The 18,623-nt window shown below is 72.4% G+C and carries 15 protein-coding genes; 1 reads left to right on the forward strand and 14 read right to left on the reverse strand.

All coding sequences use genetic code 11. From position 1 onward, the window contains the following. Window positions 1–8: 8 nt before the first annotated feature. Window positions 9–1,304: an adenylosuccinate synthetase gene (locus KIP79_RS07750; RefSeq protein WP_214103981.1), complete on the forward strand. Its 1,296-nt coding sequence runs from the start codon at window positions 9–11 to the stop codon at window positions 1,302–1,304. On the opposite strand, the gene KIP79_RS07755 is transcribed toward KIP79_RS07750, so the two are convergent. The 14 genes from KIP79_RS07755 to lanM form a co-directional block, all read right to left on the reverse strand. Beyond that, window positions 1,259–3,226 carry a S41 family peptidase gene (locus KIP79_RS07755; protein ID WP_214103982.1) on the reverse strand — a complete coding sequence of 656 codons (1,968 nt, stop codon included), beginning with the start codon at window positions 3,224–3,226 and terminating at the stop codon, window positions 1,259–1,261. The genes KIP79_RS07750 and KIP79_RS07755 overlap by 46 nt on opposite strands. Window positions 3,227–3,322: 96 nt before the next feature. After that, on the reverse strand, window positions 3,323–3,766 hold the full coding sequence (locus tag KIP79_RS07760) for a hypothetical protein (protein ID WP_214103983.1): 444 nt from the start codon (window positions 3,764–3,766) through the stop codon (window positions 3,323–3,325). Between the two features lie 86 nt (window positions 3,767–3,852). Further along, window positions 3,853–4,815: an RNA polymerase subunit sigma-70 gene (locus KIP79_RS07765; protein ID WP_214103984.1), complete on the reverse strand. Its 963-nt coding sequence runs from the start codon at window positions 4,813–4,815 to the stop codon at window positions 3,853–3,855. A gap of 15 nt (window positions 4,816–4,830) precedes the next feature. Beyond that, window positions 4,831–6,054, reverse strand: coding sequence for an amidohydrolase family protein (locus KIP79_RS07770; protein WP_214103985.1), 1,224 nt, complete (start codon window positions 6,052–6,054; stop codon window positions 4,831–4,833). Between the two features lie 26 nt (window positions 6,055–6,080). Beyond that, window positions 6,081–6,728, reverse strand: coding sequence for a response regulator transcription factor (locus tag KIP79_RS07775; RefSeq protein ID WP_214103986.1), 648 nt, complete (start codon window positions 6,726–6,728; stop codon window positions 6,081–6,083). Further along, window positions 6,706–7,857, reverse strand: a complete 1,152-nt coding sequence (locus tag KIP79_RS49265) for a sensor histidine kinase (protein ID WP_214103987.1) — start codon at window positions 7,855–7,857, stop codon at window positions 6,706–6,708. Before KIP79_RS49265 ends, KIP79_RS07775 begins: the two co-directional genes overlap by 23 nt. A 90-nt stretch (window positions 7,858–7,947) precedes the next feature. Next, on the reverse strand, window positions 7,948–8,565 hold the full coding sequence (locus tag KIP79_RS07785; RefSeq protein ID WP_214103988.1) for a response regulator transcription factor: 618 nt from the start codon (window positions 8,563–8,565) through the stop codon (window positions 7,948–7,950). Next, window positions 8,562–9,737 carry a sensor histidine kinase gene (locus KIP79_RS49270; protein ID WP_214103989.1) on the reverse strand — a complete coding sequence of 392 codons (1,176 nt, stop codon included), beginning with the start codon at window positions 9,735–9,737 and terminating at the stop codon, window positions 8,562–8,564. The genes KIP79_RS07785 and KIP79_RS49270 overlap by 4 nt, the downstream gene beginning before the upstream one ends. After that, entirely contained in the window at window positions 9,716–10,519 is an 804-nt protein-coding gene (locus tag KIP79_RS07795) for an ABC transporter permease (protein ID WP_214103990.1), read from the reverse strand. Before KIP79_RS07795 ends, KIP79_RS49270 begins: the two co-directional genes overlap by 22 nt. Continuing rightward, on the reverse strand, window positions 10,516–11,433 hold the full coding sequence (locus KIP79_RS07800; RefSeq protein ID WP_214103991.1) for an ABC transporter ATP-binding protein: 918 nt from the start codon (window positions 11,431–11,433) through the stop codon (window positions 10,516–10,518). Before KIP79_RS07800 ends, KIP79_RS07795 begins: the two co-directional genes overlap by 4 nt. Continuing rightward, window positions 11,430–11,735: a hypothetical protein gene (locus KIP79_RS07805; RefSeq protein ID WP_214103992.1), complete on the reverse strand. Its 306-nt coding sequence runs from the start codon at window positions 11,733–11,735 to the stop codon at window positions 11,430–11,432. The genes KIP79_RS07800 and KIP79_RS07805 overlap by 4 nt, the downstream gene beginning before the upstream one ends. 105 nt (window positions 11,736–11,840) lie before the next feature. Further along, entirely contained in the window at window positions 11,841–13,205 is a 1,365-nt protein-coding gene (locus KIP79_RS07810) for a SagB/ThcOx family dehydrogenase (RefSeq protein ID WP_214103993.1), read from the reverse strand. Continuing rightward, entirely contained in the window at window positions 13,202–15,451 is a 2,250-nt protein-coding gene (locus tag KIP79_RS07815) for a TOMM precursor leader peptide-binding protein (protein ID WP_214103994.1), read from the reverse strand. The genes KIP79_RS07810 and KIP79_RS07815 overlap by 4 nt, the downstream gene beginning before the upstream one ends. 10 nt (window positions 15,452–15,461) lie before the next feature. Next, window positions 15,462–18,623: a type 2 lanthipeptide synthetase LanM gene (lanM, locus tag KIP79_RS07820; protein ID WP_214103995.1), complete on the reverse strand. Its 3,162-nt coding sequence runs from the start codon at window positions 18,621–18,623 to the stop codon at window positions 15,462–15,464.

The raw sequence follows: 18,623 nt of genomic DNA on the forward strand, positions 1-18,623 counted from the left end.
AGACAGGGATGGACGAGCACCTGATCATCGCCGACCTGGGGTACGGCGACGCCGGCAAGGGCACGATCGTGGACTGGCTCTGCTCCCGCAGCCAGGTGCACGCGGTGGTGCGGTACAACGGCGGCGCGCAGGCCGGCCACAACGTGGTCACCCCCGACGGGCGGCACCACACCTTCGCGCAGTTCGGTTCCGGCACCTTCTGGGGCGTGCCCACCTTCCTGTCCCGGTTCATGATGGTGGACCCGCTGGCCCTGGCCGCCGAGCACGCGCACCTGCGCTGGCTCGGCGTGCCGGACCCGTTCGAGCTGCTCACCGTCGCCCCGGAGGCGCTGGTGACCACGCCCTACCACAAGGCCGTCAACCGGGCCAGGGAGCGTGCGCGGGGTGCGGCCCGCCACGGGTCGTGCGGAATGGGAGTCGGAGAGACGGCCTCCTACGCGGTCTCCCATTCCGCCGCCGCGCCCCGGGTGGCCGACTGCGGCAACCCGCGCGCCCTCCGGTTACTGCTGCGGCGGCTGCGCGAGTGGGTGCTGGACGAGGTCGGGCCGGTGCCCACCCCGGCGGTGGAGGACGTGGCCGACGCCTTCCACGCCTTCGCCGGCCGCATCCGCACCGGGCGGCTGCCCTCCGGCGGGCCGCTCGTCTTCGAGGGCGCCCAGGGGGTGCTGCTGGACGAGCGGTACGGCTTCCATCCGTACACCACCTGGTCCACCACCACCTTCACCAATGCCTTCCTGCTGCTCGGCGAGGCGGGCGCGGGCGACGCCAAGCGCATGGGCGTGCTGCGCACCTACGCCACCCGGCACGGCGCCGGGCCGTTCGTCACCGAGGACCCCGCGCTGACCCTGCCGGAACGGCACAACGCCACCGGCGAGTGGCAGGGCGCGTTCCGGGTCGGCCACCTGGACCTGGTCGCCACCCGGTACGCCGTGCGCGTCTGCGGCGGCGTGGACGAGCTGGCCCTCACCCACCTGGACGTCGCCGAGGAGCACCGCGAACTGCGCGTCTGCCGCGCCTATGACCAGCAGGTACGGCTCACGCCCGGCGACCTGGCCAACCAGGCCGCGCTGGCCGAGCGGCTGGCCACGGCCCGGCCGGTCCTGGAACCGGTGCCGGGCCCGTGGCCGGCCTTCGTGGCCGACGAACTGGGCGCCCCGGTCACCGTGACCTCCAGCGGGCCCACCTGGCTGGACAAGCGGGTACGCCGGGTGCCCCGGGGACAGCGCAGCCCGGGATGGGGCCAGCGGGGGCACCGGGTTCAGAGGAAAACGGTGGCCACCGCGGCCGGCGCGCCCTCCTGGTAACCCTCGGCCCGGATGACCCCGGCGCTCACCACGCCGGGCACCACCACCGTGGGGGCCGGGTCGGCGCCGATGTCGAACGAGCCGCGGGGGCGCCCGTCCAGCCAGAGGTCGACCCGGTCCAGACCCACCGTGTCCAGCGTCACGTTGAGCACGTCGTCGCCCGGCACGGCCGAGACCCGCAGCCGCCGCTTCGGCAGCGCGGCCAGCTCCCGCCCGGCCAGCTCCATCAGGTCGGGGTTGCCCTGCAGCACGTCGGCCGGGGTCATCCGGTGCAGCACGGCGGGCGTCACGCCGAGGTCCTCCAGCGGCACCCCGGCCGAGCCGCCGACCCGGAGCAGCCGCCGGATGGCCACCGTCATGTCGGCCCCCTTCGGCAGCTCCTGGTAAGGAGTGCCCTGATCGTCCTCCAGGGCACTCCGCAACCAGGCGTGGTGCAGCACGTTGCCGCCCCCGGCGCCGGTGTTGCCGTCCACCCCGATGATCGTGCCGATGCCGTGGTCGGCGAAGCCCGCCGCGAAGATGTCCGCGGTGGAGTAGCACCGGGCGTCGGTGATCAGCACCACCGGGCCGTGGTAGTACTGCCCGTAGGCGTTGGCCAGCTCGACCGGGGTGAGCGGAAACGCGTCCGAGTAGACCGCCCCGGTCTCCACCGCCTGCTCCATCGACGGCGCCCACGCCCCGAAGACGCCGGGCGCCTGGCGGCCGAGCCGCAGGTTGAGCGGCGTGTTGAGCAGCTGCGCGGGCTCCGGCTGGATGCGGCCCGGGGTGAGGAACTGGAGCAGCGTCTCCCCGGCCAGGATCACCCCACCCGGGTTGCCGCGAATGTCGAGGATCAGCCCGTCCTCCGGCAGGCTGGTGGCGATCGTCACGAAGTCGGACTGGAACTTGAACAGCGCCGCCTCGAACTCGTCGTTGGTCTGGAACTCGCCCAGGTCGAAATCGCGGATGCGGATGTGGCCGTACGTGCCGGTGGACGTGGTCACCCGGCGCCACAGGAAACTGCCGGTCGCCGTGTACGCCGACGCCGACACGGCCGCAGCCTGCTCGGGGGGCAGCAGGGTGCGCCGGATGTTGGCGATCTCCAGGCCCTCCAGGTCCACCCCGCGGGTCGCCGCGGTGACCCCGTTCCCGCCCGGCGCCGCCGGGACCGTCCTGCGCAGCACCAGCCACGGCATGCGCAGTTCCTGCGGCTTGCCCGTCAGGTCCAGGAAGCCGATCTGCACCCACTCCTCGTCCGGCGGCAGGTGCACCACCAGCGAGCGGCTGGTCATCGAGGCCAGCGCCCTGCTGTGCCGGGCGGCCGCGTTGCCCCCGGAGAACCGGGCCCCCTGCCGGTCCACCGCGCGGCCGATCGGCACGCCGTTCCAGTGCGTGACCGTCACGCCCTTGACGAACACCGCCGCCAGGTCCTGCGGCAGCAGCGCCGGGTTGTCCACCCCGGCCACCAGATACCGGGACCGCCCGTCCGCCTCGGCGGCCTCCTCGATCCGGAACGGCAGCACCGCCGCCGTGTCCGCGAACGGGCGCGGCAGCAGGTAGAGCGTGTGCAGGTCCCGGACCGAGTGGAAGATCGACAGCAGCTCGGAGTGGAACTCCCACTCCGGGTCCGGCGTGCCGGTCATCTGCCGGAGCACCCGGGCCTGGAGCAGCCGTAGCCGCTGCAACGGGTTGACCCCGTGCATGGCGATCTTCAGCGGCAGGTGCGCGTAGTTGCCCTCCAGCACCACCAGCGCCTGCTCCACCAGCGCCAGCCGCTCCTCCTGGCTGAGCTCGCCCGCCCCGGCCAGGAAGTCGTCCAGCTTCAGATCCGTCAGCTGCCACACCGGCGCCGCCTCGGCCTCCGCGGCCCCCTCCTCGGGCTCCTCGCCCGCCCGCAGCGCCAGCCGGACGGGGTCGAACGTGTACCGCTCGCCGATGGTCATCGGCTCTCCTCCTGCCTGTCGGTACGCCTCCGACAACACAGTGCGCCCGGAGGGGGCCTCCGCGCATGAGTAACCCCGTACTCACCGGAATTCGGGTCAGCCGATTCTGGTCATGACGGTCTGATAGCCACCACCGGGGAAGACCCAGCCGCCCCTGACGGTGTCGCCGTCGGCGTCGAAGGTGCCCCGGTAATACGCCGGGGAGCCCTTCTCCAGGCCCCAGATGGTCAGGGTGTCGCCATCGAGTTCGTAGACGTAGTCGAGGGTGTTGCCTTCGCTGTCGTACACGCGGGACTTGATGTCCTCGCTGGACTTGTCCGACATGAAGGGCCTCTCCCGGCCGATGACCTCGATGCCGGTGATCTTCCGCCCGTCGTGCTCCAGCGCGATGTCCTGGATGAGGAAGAATCCGCCCGCCAGCCACCGGTAGGTGACCGTGCCCTTCGCGCCGCCGCTCACCCGCCACGTGCCGGCCAGCCGGTCCAGCGCCAGGACCTGCTCGTCCGGCTGCGCGGCCTGGGTGTTCTCGATCTCCGCCATGGTGCTCTCCCGCTTCCGTTCCGCTGATGTCGCCCGTATGACCGGGACGGCCCGCGAACGGAATCGGTGAATCGATGTGACCTCTGTCACACTACGGCGGGCGGTGCGCCCAGGCCGATGACGGACAGGAGTTCGGGACCGAACGTGGTGATCTCCGCGATCAGGCCGTCCTCGATCCGCAGCACGTCGATGTTGATCGCGGTGACGGCGGTCTCGCCGGGCCGCCGGGCGTAGGTGGCCGCGGCGGGCTGCCGGTTCACCGCCAACGGAACCGAACGCCACTCGTCCCAGCTCCGGTCCCCTTCCAGGAACGGCCGCCACATGTCCAGGATCGCCGCGCGCCCCTCGTACACCAGGTTGAGTGGGGGCATGGTCTGCCGGGCATCCTCGCGCAGCAGTTCCGCCAGGGCCCTCAGGTCGGCCTGCCGGGAGGCGGTGACATAGCGCTGGAGCAGGGCGCGTTCCTCCGCACTGGGAGCGGCGGTCGCCGCCCACTCCTCACGCCGCCGCGGCAGCCGTTCCCGCAACGTCGCCCTGGCCCGCTGGAGCGCGCTCTTGACCGAGGCCTCACGCGCTTCCAGCGCCTCGCAGATCTCCGGCACCGGCCAGCCGACCACGTCCCGCAGGATGAGCACGGCCCGTTGCCGTGGCGGCAGATGCTGGATCGCCGCCAGAAACGCCAGCTCGATGGTCTCCCGCGTGATCACCACCGCATCGGGCCCGCCCTCGTCCGGCGCCGCCAGATCCAGCAACTCATCCGGATACGGCTCCAGCCACGGCACCTCCACCATCGGCGACCCCGCCGTCCCGTACGCCGCCGTCGTCACCTCGCGACGAGCCAGCGCATCCAGGCACACATTCGTGGCGATCCGATACAACCAGGCCCGAAACGTCGACCGCCCGGCGAACCCCGCCCGCCCTCGCCAGGCCCGCAAGAACGTCTCCTGCACCAGATCCTCGGCGTCACCGAACGACCCCAGCATCCGGTAACAGTGCACCCGCAACTCATGCCGATGCCGCTCGGCGAGTTCGGCGAACGCATCGTCCACTGGGCTCCCTCGCGGTCAGTGGAATTCGGTCCGGGTGGTGGTCGAGGCGGCCACCCTACCCCCGATCACCACGTGGCTCGGCGGCGCGTGGGCGGTCAGGGCCTGCCTGATGGTACGCCCCTGGAGCACGACCAGGTCGGCGGGAGCGCCGGGGACTGTTTCCGGCGCCGGGACGCCCAGGACGCGGGCGGCGGTCACAGTGATCATGTCGTAGAGCCGGTCGAGCTCGGGGTCGGTGCGGGCGTCGAGCAGGTGGGCGGCGAGGAAGGCGACCTCCAGCATGTTGTGGCGGCCGAAGGGATAGTAGGCGTCCTCGATGTCGTCCTGGCCGAGGGCCACGGGGATGCCCGCGTCGGCGAGGGTGAAGACCGGCAGGTGGAGCGGGCCGGTGTGCGGGTCGCTGACGAAGCCCAGGCCCGCCGCGCGGCACAGCCCGATCAGGCGGCGCAGGTAGGGCTGCGGGTAGAGCGACATGGCACGGGCGTGCTGGGCGGTGCCGCGGCCGTACATGCCGTGTTCCAGGAGGGCGGTGGCCAGCATCTCCGTGGTACGCAGGGAGGGGTCGCCCGCGTCGTCGACCAGCATGGCGACGCGTTTGCCGTACCGGTGGGCGAGGGCGACCATGCGGCGGACGTGCTCGGCGGCGTCGGCGTCGGTCCACTCGATCCACGGGATGCCGCCGACGACGTCCGCGCCCACGCGGATCGCCTCCTCGACCAGTTCCTCGGCGCCGGGGGAGCGGAGCAGGCCGTCCTGGGGGAAGGCGACCACCTGGATGTCGACCAGGGAACGGAACTCCTCCTTCAGTTCGAGGAGCGCCGTCACCCCGGTGAGCCCGGCCGTGGGGTCCACGTCGGCGAACGCCTGGACGCGGCGGACGCCGTGCCGTACCGACTCGGTCAGGGCGGCGCGGGCCCGCGCGCGGACCGCGGCGGCCGACTGGTCGGCCTTGACTGCGGCGGCACTCTCGATCGCGGTCATGGCCGCGCCCATCGAGCCGCCGGTGTAGTCGGCCAGCGCGGACGGCCCCGCCAGGTCGAGGGTGTGGACCTTGCAGAGGTGCAGGTGGCCGTCGGTGAACGGCTCGGTGACCAGGTGGCCGTCGGCGTCCAGGACGGTGGCGGCGGTGGGCGCGTCCCGATCCTCGGGAGTGACGGCGGAGATCAGCCCGTCCTCGGCGGCGATCATCCAGCGGCCGGGACGGCCCCGGAGGGCGGCGTTGCGTATGAGCAGATCCACAACTCGAAACGGTACGGGGAGGGAATTCAGCGTCGAAGGCCCGGGGTGACGCAGTTGGGGCGCGGCCGTTCGATCCACCCGTAGTCCACGGCGATGCGCACGGCGTCCGTCCGGTTACGGGCCCCGGTCTTGGTGATGATGCTGGAGACGTAGTTGCGGACGGTCGCCGCCGACAGGTGCAGTTCAGCGGCGATCTCCCCGGTCGTGGCCCCCAGGCCGACCAGGCTCAGCACGGCCGCCTCCCGGTCGGTGAGCAGACTGGCCGTCGCGTTCATCGCCGCCACGGCCAGGGACGCGTCGATCACCCGCTCGCCCTGGGCGATCCTGCGGATGCTCTCGGCCAGCCGCTCGGTGGGGGAGTCCTTCAGCAGGAAGCCGCTCGCGCCCGCCTCCATCGCCCGCTTGAGCAGCGTGGTCTGGGCGAGCGCGGTGAGGATGAGCACGCGGCAGGTCGGCACGGCCCGCCGCAGACGGCAGGTGGCCTCGATTCCGTCCACGCCCGGCATCTCGATGTCGAGGACGGCCACGTCGGGCGAAGCGGCGAGCGCGTGGGCGACGACCCTGTCCCCCCGATCCGCCTCGGCCACCACTTCGATGTCGCCCGTCAGGTTCAGCAGGACGGTGAGCGCGCCCCTGACCACGCCGTGGTCCTCAGCCAGCAGAACACGAATCAATGGTGATCACTCTCTCCTGGTCGTGTACGGCGGGCAGCCACACCCGCACTTCGAACCCGTCACCGCCTGTGCTACCCGCGTGCAGGGACCCGCCCAGCCTGTCCACCCGCTGTCTGAGCCCGGCGAGTCCAGATCCGTGCCCCTTGCCCGATTCGCGGCGGGCGCCGTCGTTCCGCACCAGTAGGTGGATCCGCCCGTCGACGCGGTCCAACTCGATCAGGCAGTGCCGGGCGTCGCTGTGCCTGACGATGTTCGTGGCCGCCTCGCGCACGACCCAGCCGAGCGTATCGCCCGTCTCCTCGTCGATCTCGCTGATCCCCAGGCGCAGGTCGCAGCACGCGCCGGTCAGTTCGATCAGCGCGACGGCCGCCGACAGCTCGGCGCCGACGGCGAGCGAGCGCCTGGCCGCCACGACGTCACCGACCTCCTGGCGCGCCGCGCGGGCGATCGCGATCGTGGCCTCGACCTCACCGATGGCCCGCTTCCTGTCCAGGTCCACCATGGCCAGGGCCACCTCGGTCTTGAGCGTGATCGACGCCAGGGTCTGGCCGAGCAGGTCGTGGAGTTCTCCCGCCATGCGGACCCGGTCCTGGTCCACGGCCATCTCCGCCAGCACCGCCCGCAGTTCACGCAGCTCCCGTACGAACCTGGCGTAGTGCACGATCCCCGCGGCGACCACGGAGGAGACGAGCACTCCGGCGCCGTCCTGCAGCGCGTCCAAGGGCTTGGCCCCGTCCAGGGTCAGCGTGAGCGGGAACTCGGCGACGGCCACCACGAGGAGGACGCCGACGGCGTACCTGAACGGCAGCAGGAGCAGGCCCGCGGTGGCGACGATGAGCGGCGTGTAGACCCAGACCGGGCCGAGGAAGGGAAAGGCCCCGTAGACGGCCACCGCGAACAGGGCGAAGGTCCGCACCCGGTGCGGCCCTGGGCCCGTTCCCGCGATGTGCCCGGTGACGACCCGCGTGTACACCACCAGCAACCCGCCCAGAACCACGCTCGACAGCAGGGCCCGGACCACGTCGCCGATGAGCAGGAACGCGAGGGGGGTGAGTGCCCACAGGGCCCCCGTCACCGCGACGACGCCTGTGGACAGCCACTTGACCTGCGCTTCGGTCTCCTGAGCCACGGGTGGTCTCCACACATGTCCGAGGCGTCATGTTTTCGTACTGATCGTGACGCTTTCCGGAGCCCCGATCAACCGCTGGCGGCGATCTGCCTACTCCTGTAACCAGCCGTTGGCCCGCGCGATGCGGACCGCTTCCTCGTCGCTACGGGCGCCGGTCTTCAGGCGGGCGGCGGCGAGGTAGTTCCTGATTGTGTGGGCGGACAGCCCCAGGCTGCCCCGCAGGTCGCTGCCGCGCTCGCCGGCCGCGAGGGCCGACAGGACGCTGATCTCCCGCGCGGTCAGCGGGTTGGTGTTGACCTCCGGCTCGCCACCGTCGGCCGCCAGGTCCAGGTCGATGTAGCGTTCCCCCCTGGCCACGGCGCGGATGGCGTCGGTGAGCCGGTGGGCGGGCGCGTCCTTGACCAGGAAGCCGCGCACCCCCGCGGCCATGGCCCGGTCGAAGTTGCCGGGTGAGCCGACGCTGGTGAGGATGAGCACCGGCGGCGGCTGCTCCAGCTCCTTGATCAGGCCCGCGGCCGCCAGGCCGTCGATGCCCGGCAGCCCGATGTCGAGGAGGGCCACGTCGGGCTTGCAGCCGACGACGGCGGGCAGGATCTCATCGCCCCTGGACACCTCCTCGATCACGCGGATGTCCCGCTCCTCCGACAGCAGGGCGATGAGCGCGCCCCTGATGAGATCGTGGTCCTCCGCGATAAGAACTTTGATCATTTCCGGTCTCCTGTGGCAGAGGTGAGTGCGGCCGCCATGGGGCGGCCGGGAACGTCCAGCGACAGCGTGAACCAGCCGTCTTCGGTGTACCGTTCGCTGCTCCCGCCGACCTGGGCGAGCCGTTCGTCGAGTCCGGCCAGGCCGCTGCCGCCGACACCGTCGGTCCTGGCGTCGCCTTCCGAAGGACGTACGCCGTCGTTGGCCACGGTGACCCTGATCCGGTCGCCGTCCGTCTCGACGCCGAGCAGGCAGACGGTGGCGTTGCTGTGCCGTAGCAGGTTGGTGGCCGCCTCGCGTACCGCCCAGGCCAGCGCCACGCGGACCTCGGCGGGCAGCGCGGCCGGCAGCTCGGCGAAGTCACACCTGACGCCCGCGGTCTCCAGCACCCGGCGCACCCCGCTCAGCTCCCGCTCCAGCGACATCTCGCGGTAGCCCTTGACCACCGCCCGTACGTCGTGGAGGGAGCGCCTGGCGATGTCGTGGATCTCCGCCAGCTCACCGTGCAGCCGGGCGATCTGCTCCGCGGGGATCCGCGTGGACAGTTCCGTCCGCATCGCGATGACCGAGAGGTTGTGCCCGAGCACGTCGTGCAGCTCGCGGGCGAACCGCAGCCGCTCCTCGGTGATGGCGAGCCTGGCCAGCTCCTCGCGGGTGCGCTGGAGTTCGCTCAGCAGCGTCGCGAAGATGGTCAGGCCCGCGAGCGCGCCCGCCGTGAGCATGCTCTGCAGGCCGCCGAAGAGCACCCAGCTCAGCTCCTGGGAGGCCGACAGGGCGACGTTGACGGCGAGCGCGGCGAAGAAGCCCGCCGCCGCCCGCCAGCCCCGCAGGGTGACCGCGAACGCGAACGGGAGCATGAACCCGAGACCCAGCCAGGAGGGCCCCGCGGCGAACGGCACGGCCACGGCCAGCGCCGCCATCACCGCCAGCACCACCAGGTCCCGCCGGGAGCTCCGGTCGAGCACGGCCCGCACGCCGAGCCACAGGTAGCAGCCGGTGAGGCCGGTGATGAGGAGCACCGCGGCGGCGGCCCTGAGCACGGGGAATCCGCCGAGTGCCTCCATGAGGGGGACGGCGGCGAAGGCCGCCATGCCCACCGAGAAGACCGCGGCTCCGGCGCGCGCGAGCCGTACGGTGCCCGGCCCCACGCCCGTCAGCCTCTCCGGGGCTCCCACCTGAACCACCTCTTCGCCGCGAGTAACGACAGGACAAGCCAGGCGGCCAGGACCAGCCACCCCGGCGCCATCACCTGGAACCCCTCCAGGAACCCGACCTCGGGAGGTACGGCCGAGCCCGCGTAGCCGACGTAGTCCCGCCCGAGGTAGGCGGTGGTGATCCCCTCGGCCACCCGCCCGAACGGCAGGAAGGAGGAGGCGGTCCGCAGCCAGTCGGGAAACGCCGAGACCGGGTACGCGAACCCCGACAGGCCGAGAGTGAGCACCAGGAACGGCAGGCTCACCACCACGGTGGAGCCCTGCGCGGGAATCCTGCCGCTCACCGCGATGGCCATCGCGGCGAACACCGCGAGCGCCAGGACCACGGTGACCACCAGCAGCACGGGGTTGGCCGGCAGGTCGACACCGTGCACGATCTTCGCCACGGCGACGATGCCCGCGAGCTGGAGCAGGCCGGCCGACACCACGGTCAGGATCTCCCCGCCGAAGACGGCCAGATCGGGGAGCTCCGTCCCGCGCAGCCGCTTGAGTATCAGCAGCTGCCGCTTGATGACGAAGGACTCCACCAGCGTCATGAACCCCAGGAAGGCGATCCCCATCACGATGACGCCGGTGACGATGGCGACCTCGACGGGCGCCCCGCCTTTGACCCCGCCCGGGACCATCATCGGGAGCAGCCAGGAGAACAGGATGGGGAAGCCCAGGGCGACGCCGACCGACACGGGCGTGCGCCAGAAGAGGGTCAGGGTCAGCCGGTAGTGCGCGAGCGTGTAGGCGGTCACGTCCTGACCTCCTGCCCGCTCGTCTCGGCGACGTCCAGGAAGATCTCTTCGAGCGTGGCCTGGCGGACGTCGAGGCCGCTGATCCGCACGCCCCGGCTCTGCGCCCAGCCCAGTACGGCGTGCGCGACCGACTCGGGCTCCGCCGTGACGATCACGCACCGCCGGCCCGTCACGGTCAGCGTGCCCGACTCGCCCACCGGCAGTCCTTCGGGAACCACGCCGTCGGGCAGCTCGAAGGCGACCCGCCCCGAGCCCTGCCCGAGCACCTCGGCCATCGTGCCGTGCACCACGATCCTGCCCTTGTCCATGATGGCCACCCGGGCGGCCAGCTCCTGGGCCTCCTCCAGGTAGTGCGTGGTGAGCAGCACGGTCATCCCCCGGCCCGCCAGATCCCTGACCAGGTCACGGACCCGGCGCCTGGCCTCGGGGTCGAGACCCGTGGTCGGCTCGTCGAGGAAGAGCAGCTCGGGGTGGCCGAGCGTGGCCAGCGCGATGTCGAGCTTGCGCCGCTCCCCGCCGGACATCCGCTTGACCCGGGTCCCCGCCTGACCGGTGAGCCCCACCAGGTCCAGGGCCTCGGCCACGGGCCTGGCGTTGGAGGTGAACCTGCGCCAGGCCGCCACCGTCTCGGCCGCAGACAGGTCGCCGAACAGGCCGGACTCCTGGAGCACCAGGCCGATCCTGGACCGCAGCGGGCCGCGGTCGGCGGGGTCGTGGCCGAACACCCTGGCCGTGCCCTCGGTGGCCTTGAGGTAGCCCTCCAGGATCTCGATCGTGGTGGTCTTGCCGGCTCCGTTGGTGCCGAGCAGGGCGAACACCTCGCCCTTGCGGACGTCGAAGGAGATGCCGTCCACGGCGGTGAAGTCCCCGTATCGCTTGCGGAGGCCCGCGACCTCGATCACCGTCTCGCTCATCCCGTGGTCTCCCCGGGGTCGATGTAGTAGGTGGCAGCGGTGGGAATGGTGACGCAGCTGACCGAGCTGACGCTGTAACCGGCCGCGGACTCCAGGTTGGCGATGTCGAACTCGCCGTCGGGTTTGGCGGGCAGCGGCGGAGTGGGCACGCCGTCGGGGTAGACGATGCCGTACTGGCTGAGCACGGTTCTGGGGTCGGTCTCGTAGCGCTCCCGGAGCTCACCGTCGCCCCACGCCGCCGCGATCAGTCGGGCGAACTTCTTACGATCCTCATCTCCGAGAATGTAGATGCTCTCGGCCATCGACAACTCCCGTTCTCTCCGTTAGCGGGGTCTCTCACCTGCAACGATCCCGAATACCGGCAGGGGCGGGCAGATGCAGACGACACCTGTCACCCATGACGGACATCACGAACCGGGCACACGAGGGGCGCCGCCGATGAGGAAGTCCCCGACCGAGGACTCCGTGGCCCAGTCGAGCCCGAAGGTCCGGGCCGCCAGGTCGGCGTCGCCGCTGCCGAGGCCGCAGGGCGCCATCCCCATCGCGGTGGCCACCAGGTAGAGGGTCTGGTAGAGCACGCCGACGTTCTTCAGCGTGGCGGCGTACGCCAGGCCGGAGTACTTCCACGACATCCGCCGGAAGCGCGAGGTCATGGTGATGAGCACCTCGGGCTGGGCGGTCCCGCCCGTCGACACGCTCGCGGTGGCCAGCATCGCCCGCGCGTCCTGGTCCCTGGCGGGCAGCCTGATGAGCCGGTGACCGAACGGGTCGTAGTAGTAGACGCCGCTATCCAGCCCGTCACATCTGCCGACGGTCAGGTACAGCTCCAGCTCGTAGGCGGCCCCGCCGCCGGGGTAGGGACGGCTGCTGGCCTCGTACGGCATGCCGGGCGCCGGCCCGAAGACGCCCCTGACCCGGGCCACCCGGTAGAGGAACTCGCCGAGCCGCCGGACCGTGAGCGGCTCGTCCGCGTACGCGCGCACCGACCGGCGCGACTCCAGCACCGTGGTGAACGGGGGATCGGCCGCGGCGGCCGCGTCCAGCGAGGGCCGGAACAGCTCCACCGCCGGGCCCTCGGGCAGCGGCTTGGCCACCGGCTCGGGCGGCTCCTCCGCGAGGAACCGGAAGGTCGCGCCGAACGGCTGGTCGTGCCGCCCCACCCGGGTCCTGCTGTGGAAGAGCAGGTCGTGGAACTCCCAGGCGCGGAGCGCGGGATGCTCCTCCTCGGCCTCGTCCGCGCCCGCCAGACCGGCCGCGACCAGGTGACCGAGCGCCTCGGGCGCCTCCTTCACCAGGACCCCACGGCCGAGCGCCGCGATCAGCGGCATGGCCTCCTCGGTCAGCGTGACCCGGTGCCGCGACAGCGGGGACTCCAGGATCAGTCCCTCGCCCGACCTGCGCACCAGCGCGAACCGGGACAGCCGCACGGTGTCGTCGGCGGACAGCGCGGGCGGCTCGAACACCGCGTCGCGGGCGATCGGGACCACCCGCAGCAGCGGCTCCAGCGCATGGACCAGGACCGGGCGCAGCCGGGACAGCGCCAGATAGAAAAGGGCGACCTCCTGGCTCGTCCCGCCCGCCGCCAGCAGCCGCTCCGCCAGCTCGTCCTCGTCGGCCAGCGTGCCGGGAAGCTCCTGGAGCAGCGCGGCGATGCCCGGGGTCAGGCCGCGGGCGGTGACCGTGCCGAAGGGGTGCGTGATGGTCAGCACACCGTCCGCCCACGCCAGAACGGCGTCCTCACGCAGGCCGATCAGGCGCGTTGGGGGGTTCATAGGAACATCGTGATGGGGTTCATCCGCTCCTCCGGGGTGGGCTCGGACAGCCAGCCGAGCTGGACGGGCACGTCGTAGAGGCGGCCGGGTGCCAGCCGCCGCCAGAAGTGGCGGAGCCCCGGCACGATGACCTTGACCACGGGCAGGCCGATGTCGGGCCGGGTCTGGTCCAGGACCAGCATCTCCATGCCGCGCTCCTCGACCAGGGCGCGGGCCGCGGCGACGTCGTCGAGCAGGTCCCCGGTGGCGGGTCTGGCGTACGCCGACGCGAGCACGGGCGATCCGCCGGGCATCAGGTAGGGGTGTGCCGCCATGCGCGCGTGCTTCCACCAGTTGAGCTGGTCGCTCTCGTGGAACCGGTACTGGGTGGCGCCGTCCGGTCCGACGTCGATGACCGCCGGGATGAACTGGTTCATCTCGGCCAGCGCCCGCTGGACGGCGATCCGCACGTCGAAGTGGGCGCCGAAGGCCATGAGGATGTCCTCGCTCGGCCCCTCGACGCGGCGGCTGATCGCGGCGGCCACCGGGACGCCCAGGTCGGTGGTGAGGTCGAGCACGTGCAGCTCGCGGCCGAGCCCCGCGTAGACCTCCTGGAACTCGGTCATCCACGGGTCGGCGAAGCTGCCGAGGTCGAAGGCGGGACGGGTGACCCGGTTGTACCACCACAGGCCCACCGCGTCCCGCTCGACGAGTTCCATGAAGCCCTGGACCACGGCGTCCTCCAACGAGGATCCCGCGGCGTTGCCGTTGGAGTCGGCCCAGGCGTAGACCGGTCCGGCGGGGGAGAGGTCGCGGTGGTAGTAGTACAGGTAGCCGGTGGGCAGGTACTTGTGCCGCCGCTCGGTCAGCGACCACACGGGCGTCCACTCCAGCACGGCGTCCTCGTCGAGGGGATCGTTGACGTAGTCGTAGCTGGAGGTCGCGCCCAGTTCCCGCCGGGTGCGGTACTGCGCCTGGCTGTAGAGCGAGCACGCGTTCGGGTGGACCGCGTCCGCGCCCAGCTCCCGGAAGCTGGCCTCGCGCCTGGCCTCGTCCCCCTGGAAGATGCCCGAGTAGCGTTCCATCGCCTCGCACATGGCGCTGACCTTCGCCTGCAGGTCGGTCGTGCCCTTGCCGGCGCTCTGGCTGCGCAGGCCGCTGCGGAGCCCGCGCAGGTCGCGGATCTGCCGGGAGAAGTTGTGCCCCGCCACGTACGTCTTGACGAAGGGCGTTCCGGTGTCCAGCCTGGTGAGCTCCTTGACGACGCCGGTGACCGGGCTGACGAGGTGGCCGTACTGCTCGACGGTGTCCTCGGGGTGCCGGGAGCGGTGGCCGCCGTCGGCCGTGAAGGTCTTCGGCCGGGAGCGCAGGTCGACCGGCCGCCCGGCGGCCGCGGCCATCAGCCCCGGGTCGCCGCACTCGGGGCACTGCGGCCTGCGGCGCAGCGGGTGGCGGGTGGTGCCGAGCCGCTGGGTGTCGAAGGTGATCACGTCGCGCTGCTGTTCGCTCCTGGCCCCCGCCAGCCACTTCACCACCTCGGCCGCGACCAGGCGCGTCCCCGCGTCACGCGTCAGCGGCAGGTCGGCGGTGGGCAGGGTCAGCGGACGCGCGCTGCGCAGCCGGTTCTCCAGGTAGTTCACCGACTGCCGGTGCCCTTCCAGCCGCTGCGTCAGGCAGCGCCAGCAGCCGCTCTCGCCCGGCTGGAAGACGGGCCCCAGCCACAGGACGGGGCCCGTGGGGCGGGCCAGCAGCCACGGCCGTCCCTCCGCCAGGTGACGCCTGTTGATCTCGGCGAGTTCCCCGTGGAGGTAGTCGTCGGTCAGCACCACGGTCAGCACCCCTGGCCCGGGGCCGGTGACCGCCACTCCCTCGGCGGCGAGCAGCCGTCGCAACTCCTCGCCCGGTACCTGGCCCACCGTGAGGACCTCGGCCCGCCCGTTCCGTACGCCCGCGACCGCCGCCTCGGCCTGCTGACCCGCCATCTCCCAGTAGGCGGCCGTGCCCCGCTCCAGGTCCTCGGTGACGTCGACCAGCAGGTCGCGCGTCCTGAGCTGGTGGAGCACGTAGTAGACGTGCTCGGGCGGGATGTCGGGGTCCACCGCGGTGAGGATGTCGGAAACGGTGTGCTTGCCGTCGAGCAGACCCGCCACCGCCTCGATCGATCGGCCGGTGAGCAGGTGCAGGTCGCGCTCGGAGATCAGGAAGACCCCTTCTCCGTCGATGGTCTCCACGCGGAAGTGGCGGCGGAATGCTGGCCGGGCGTCCATGAGGTTCCTTTCAGTGCACGAGTCGGAGCGAGGCGACCTGGTCGTCGGCCAGCCGGAGGAGGGTGAGGCCCGCGGCGGCCAGCCCGTTGACGGCGGACAGGGTGAGCCGATCGGCGCGCCGCCGGTCGGCGAACCAGCGGCCGGTGTGACTCCGGCGGTTCAGCAGCTCGGCGGTCAGCTCCCTGGCGGACCGCGCCGTCGCCGGATCGCCGGTCAGGCGGGCGGTGTGGATCGCGACCTCGGCGTCCACCACGAGCCGTACGCAGGCGCGTCCCGAGGCGGGCGCGCAGTGCCTGGCCACCCGCTCCCGGAGCGCGTCGGGGACCTCCCCGGTGAGGGTGTGGGCCGTGGCGACCGCGGCGAGCAGCGAGCCAGGCGTGCCGAGACCGAAGCGGTGCGCCAGCAGCGGGGCGAGCGCCGCGCCGGTCTCCCCGAGCGCGGCGGCGCTGGCGGCCAGCGCCCACACCAGCCCGTCCACGCCGGTGGGCAGCCCGTCGAGGGCGGGCACCCCCGGCGGGTACGGCGGCCGGGACGCGGCGCCCGAGGCGAGCTCGGCCAGCAGCTCCGCATGGAGCCGCGCGGCGAGCGCGTCGGCCGCGGGAACCGCCACGGGGGAGGCTTCGCGCAGTTTGTGCAGGGCCAGCAACAGTCCCGCCCGGCCGAGCACGGGCTCGGCCGAGGTCGGCTTGGCCAGCTCGCTCTCCGCCAGCGGCACCAACCCGGCCGCCCGCTCCACCAGCCGGGGGTCGGCCAGCGCGCCGCCGCAGCGGCTCAGCGCGTAGATGGCGGAGCCGATGCCGACGAAGGCCCCGACGGGGGCCATCGCCCCGCACATCCTGCGGTAGAAGCCCGACTGGGGGGCCAGCGTCACGAACTCGACCGAGGCGTCCAGCGCCTCCTGCGCGGCCGTCCAGTGGCCGGGGGCGCCGGTGTTGGCGTACAACTCGGCGAGGAAGACGGCCAGGCCCGCCGTACCGGTCAGCAGGTCACCGTGGAGGGGTTCGATCTGGTCGAGACCGTGCGCGGGGTAGGAGACCACGCCCATCCAGGCCGACCGGTCCTCGCCGAGCGGCACGGCGGCGGCGAGCACCTCGTCGGCCACCTCGCCCGCGCGGGCGAGCAGCACCTCGGCCGGCGGCTCCTCCCGCCGGCCAGACAGGTCGTAGGCGTGCAGGCCGATCTCACGTACCGTCCGGGGCCGTCGCCCGGCACTGGGGAACGAGGTGGGCAGTTCGCCCGCGCCGGTGATGTCGAGGCAGGTCTCCAGGACCGCGAGGTGCTCCGCCAGCGGGAACCCCGCGAGGTCGGCGACCCGGTCCTGGAGGCGCTGCCAGGCCGTACCCGCGAAGTGCCCGGGGATCTCGACGCCGTCGGGCGTGAACACCGAGTCAGAGTTCGGCCTGGCGGTGAAGAGCGGGACGTCCATCCGGCGGAACGCGTCCATCTCCTGCTCGATGATCTCCAGGATGTCGGTACGCCCGGGGTCCACCCGGAGCGTCCCCAGGGCGCTGCGGAACACGTGGGCCAGGCAGATCTCCCTGGCCACGCCGTCGATCAGCGCGCCCGGGCCGACGCTCGTGCGGAGCAGGTCGACGCAGTCCCAGGTGCTGCGCCAGATGTAGCGGACCGGCGCGTCCCTGAGCAGGGCCAGCGGCCCGCGCGGGTCGGCCAGCAGCTCCTGGTTGCGGGCCAGGCAGTCCTGCATCTGCCGGTAGCCCTCGGCCACCTCGTCGGCGTAGTGGCGGGGGTCGGCCAGCTCGCCCGCGCCCCACGTGGGCCGGTACGGCGGCGCCTCCCAGCCGAACGGAAACCCCTGGGAGTTCTGCGCGACCTGTTCCTGGAGCGCGGCCAGGCAGCCGATGTCCTGCGCCTGGACACCGCCCGCGATCACTCGGGGGAAGGTGACGACGGCGGTCTTGGCCACCGTGTCCTCGACCCTCCCCCACAGGGACTGGATCCGCTCGCCGATGAGGGTCGGCTTGCTGATGCGGGCCTGCAGGACGTTCTCCAGGTCGATGAAGACCGGTGTGTCGCCCATCGCGACCAGGTTGTCCGCCCACAGGTCGCGGCACTCCAGGAACTGGGCGAGTCTGGCGAACATGCCCAGGCGCGTGTAGTAGCGGCGGACGCTGGCCTCGTCGGTCCCCGGCTCGGCGGTGACGTACTCCTCCCAGCCGTAGCCGTCGCGCAGCACGACCTCGCGGGTGTGCAGGGGGAGCGCCAGCCCGTGGTTGTTGAGCAGGGCGCACACGTCCATCACCCCGGCCACCGAGCGCAGGTCCTTCGGCTTGTAGACCACGCGCTCGCCCGAGGCGAAGGTGAGCAGGGTGACCACCCTGCCGTGGTTGTGCGGGTCGCCCGAGTCGCCGGAGTACCCGGTGACGGGGCCGGGGGAGGCCCAGCTCCACAGCGTCCTGCGCAGGTCCGGCAGGTCGGCGCCGAGCCGGTCGAACAGCTCGTGGACCACGCGCCGCCACTGCAGGCACGTCATGCCCATCACGTAGGCGAGCCCCGGCAGCGTCTCCAGCCGGTCGAGCCAGCCCGACTGGCTGACGTCCAGGCCGGGGCTCTGCAGCCAGGCGGTCACGTCGCCCGCGGTGCCGGCGAGCTGGGCCTCGAACGCGAACCCCGCGAAGCACACCTGCGTCAGGCGCTCGACGAGCTGGCCCGCGATGTCCTCGCACGCCTCGGCGGTCACCGGCACGCCGCGCACCGTCCCGTCGTTGATGTCGACGAGCCGGTTCACCGCCCGCCGGAACGCCACGAACGGGGCGCCGGGTCGCCCGGTCGCCGGGTCGGACGCGGCCGTGGGCGGCTGCGCGAGCAGGAAGTCCACCAGGGCGTACGCCCAGTCCGGCAGCCTGCGCGGATCGGCCACCCGGACGTCGACGAGCCCGGCGCCCAGGTCACGGCCCGAGCGCCTGCGGTGGTGGAGCACCGCCCGCTTCGCGTCCTCGTCGTCGCCCACGGCCGCCCTGAGCCAGCGCTGGGTGCGCTCGGACGCCTGGCGCAGGCCGCGCCCCACGACCGGGACGAAGAACTCGCCCGCCACCCGTTCGTGGAAGGGCGCGGCGGCCGCCAGCACGGCTATCAGCCGCTCGTCCCCGCCGGGGACGGCGAGCAGCCCCTCGCTCTGCGCTTCGGCGTTTCCCTGGTGAACCGGGACCGGCAT

It is taken from the genome of Acrocarpospora catenulata, assembly GCF_018476525.1.
GTDB classification, from domain to species: domain Bacteria; phylum Actinomycetota; class Actinomycetes; order Streptosporangiales; family Streptosporangiaceae; genus Acrocarpospora; species Acrocarpospora catenulata.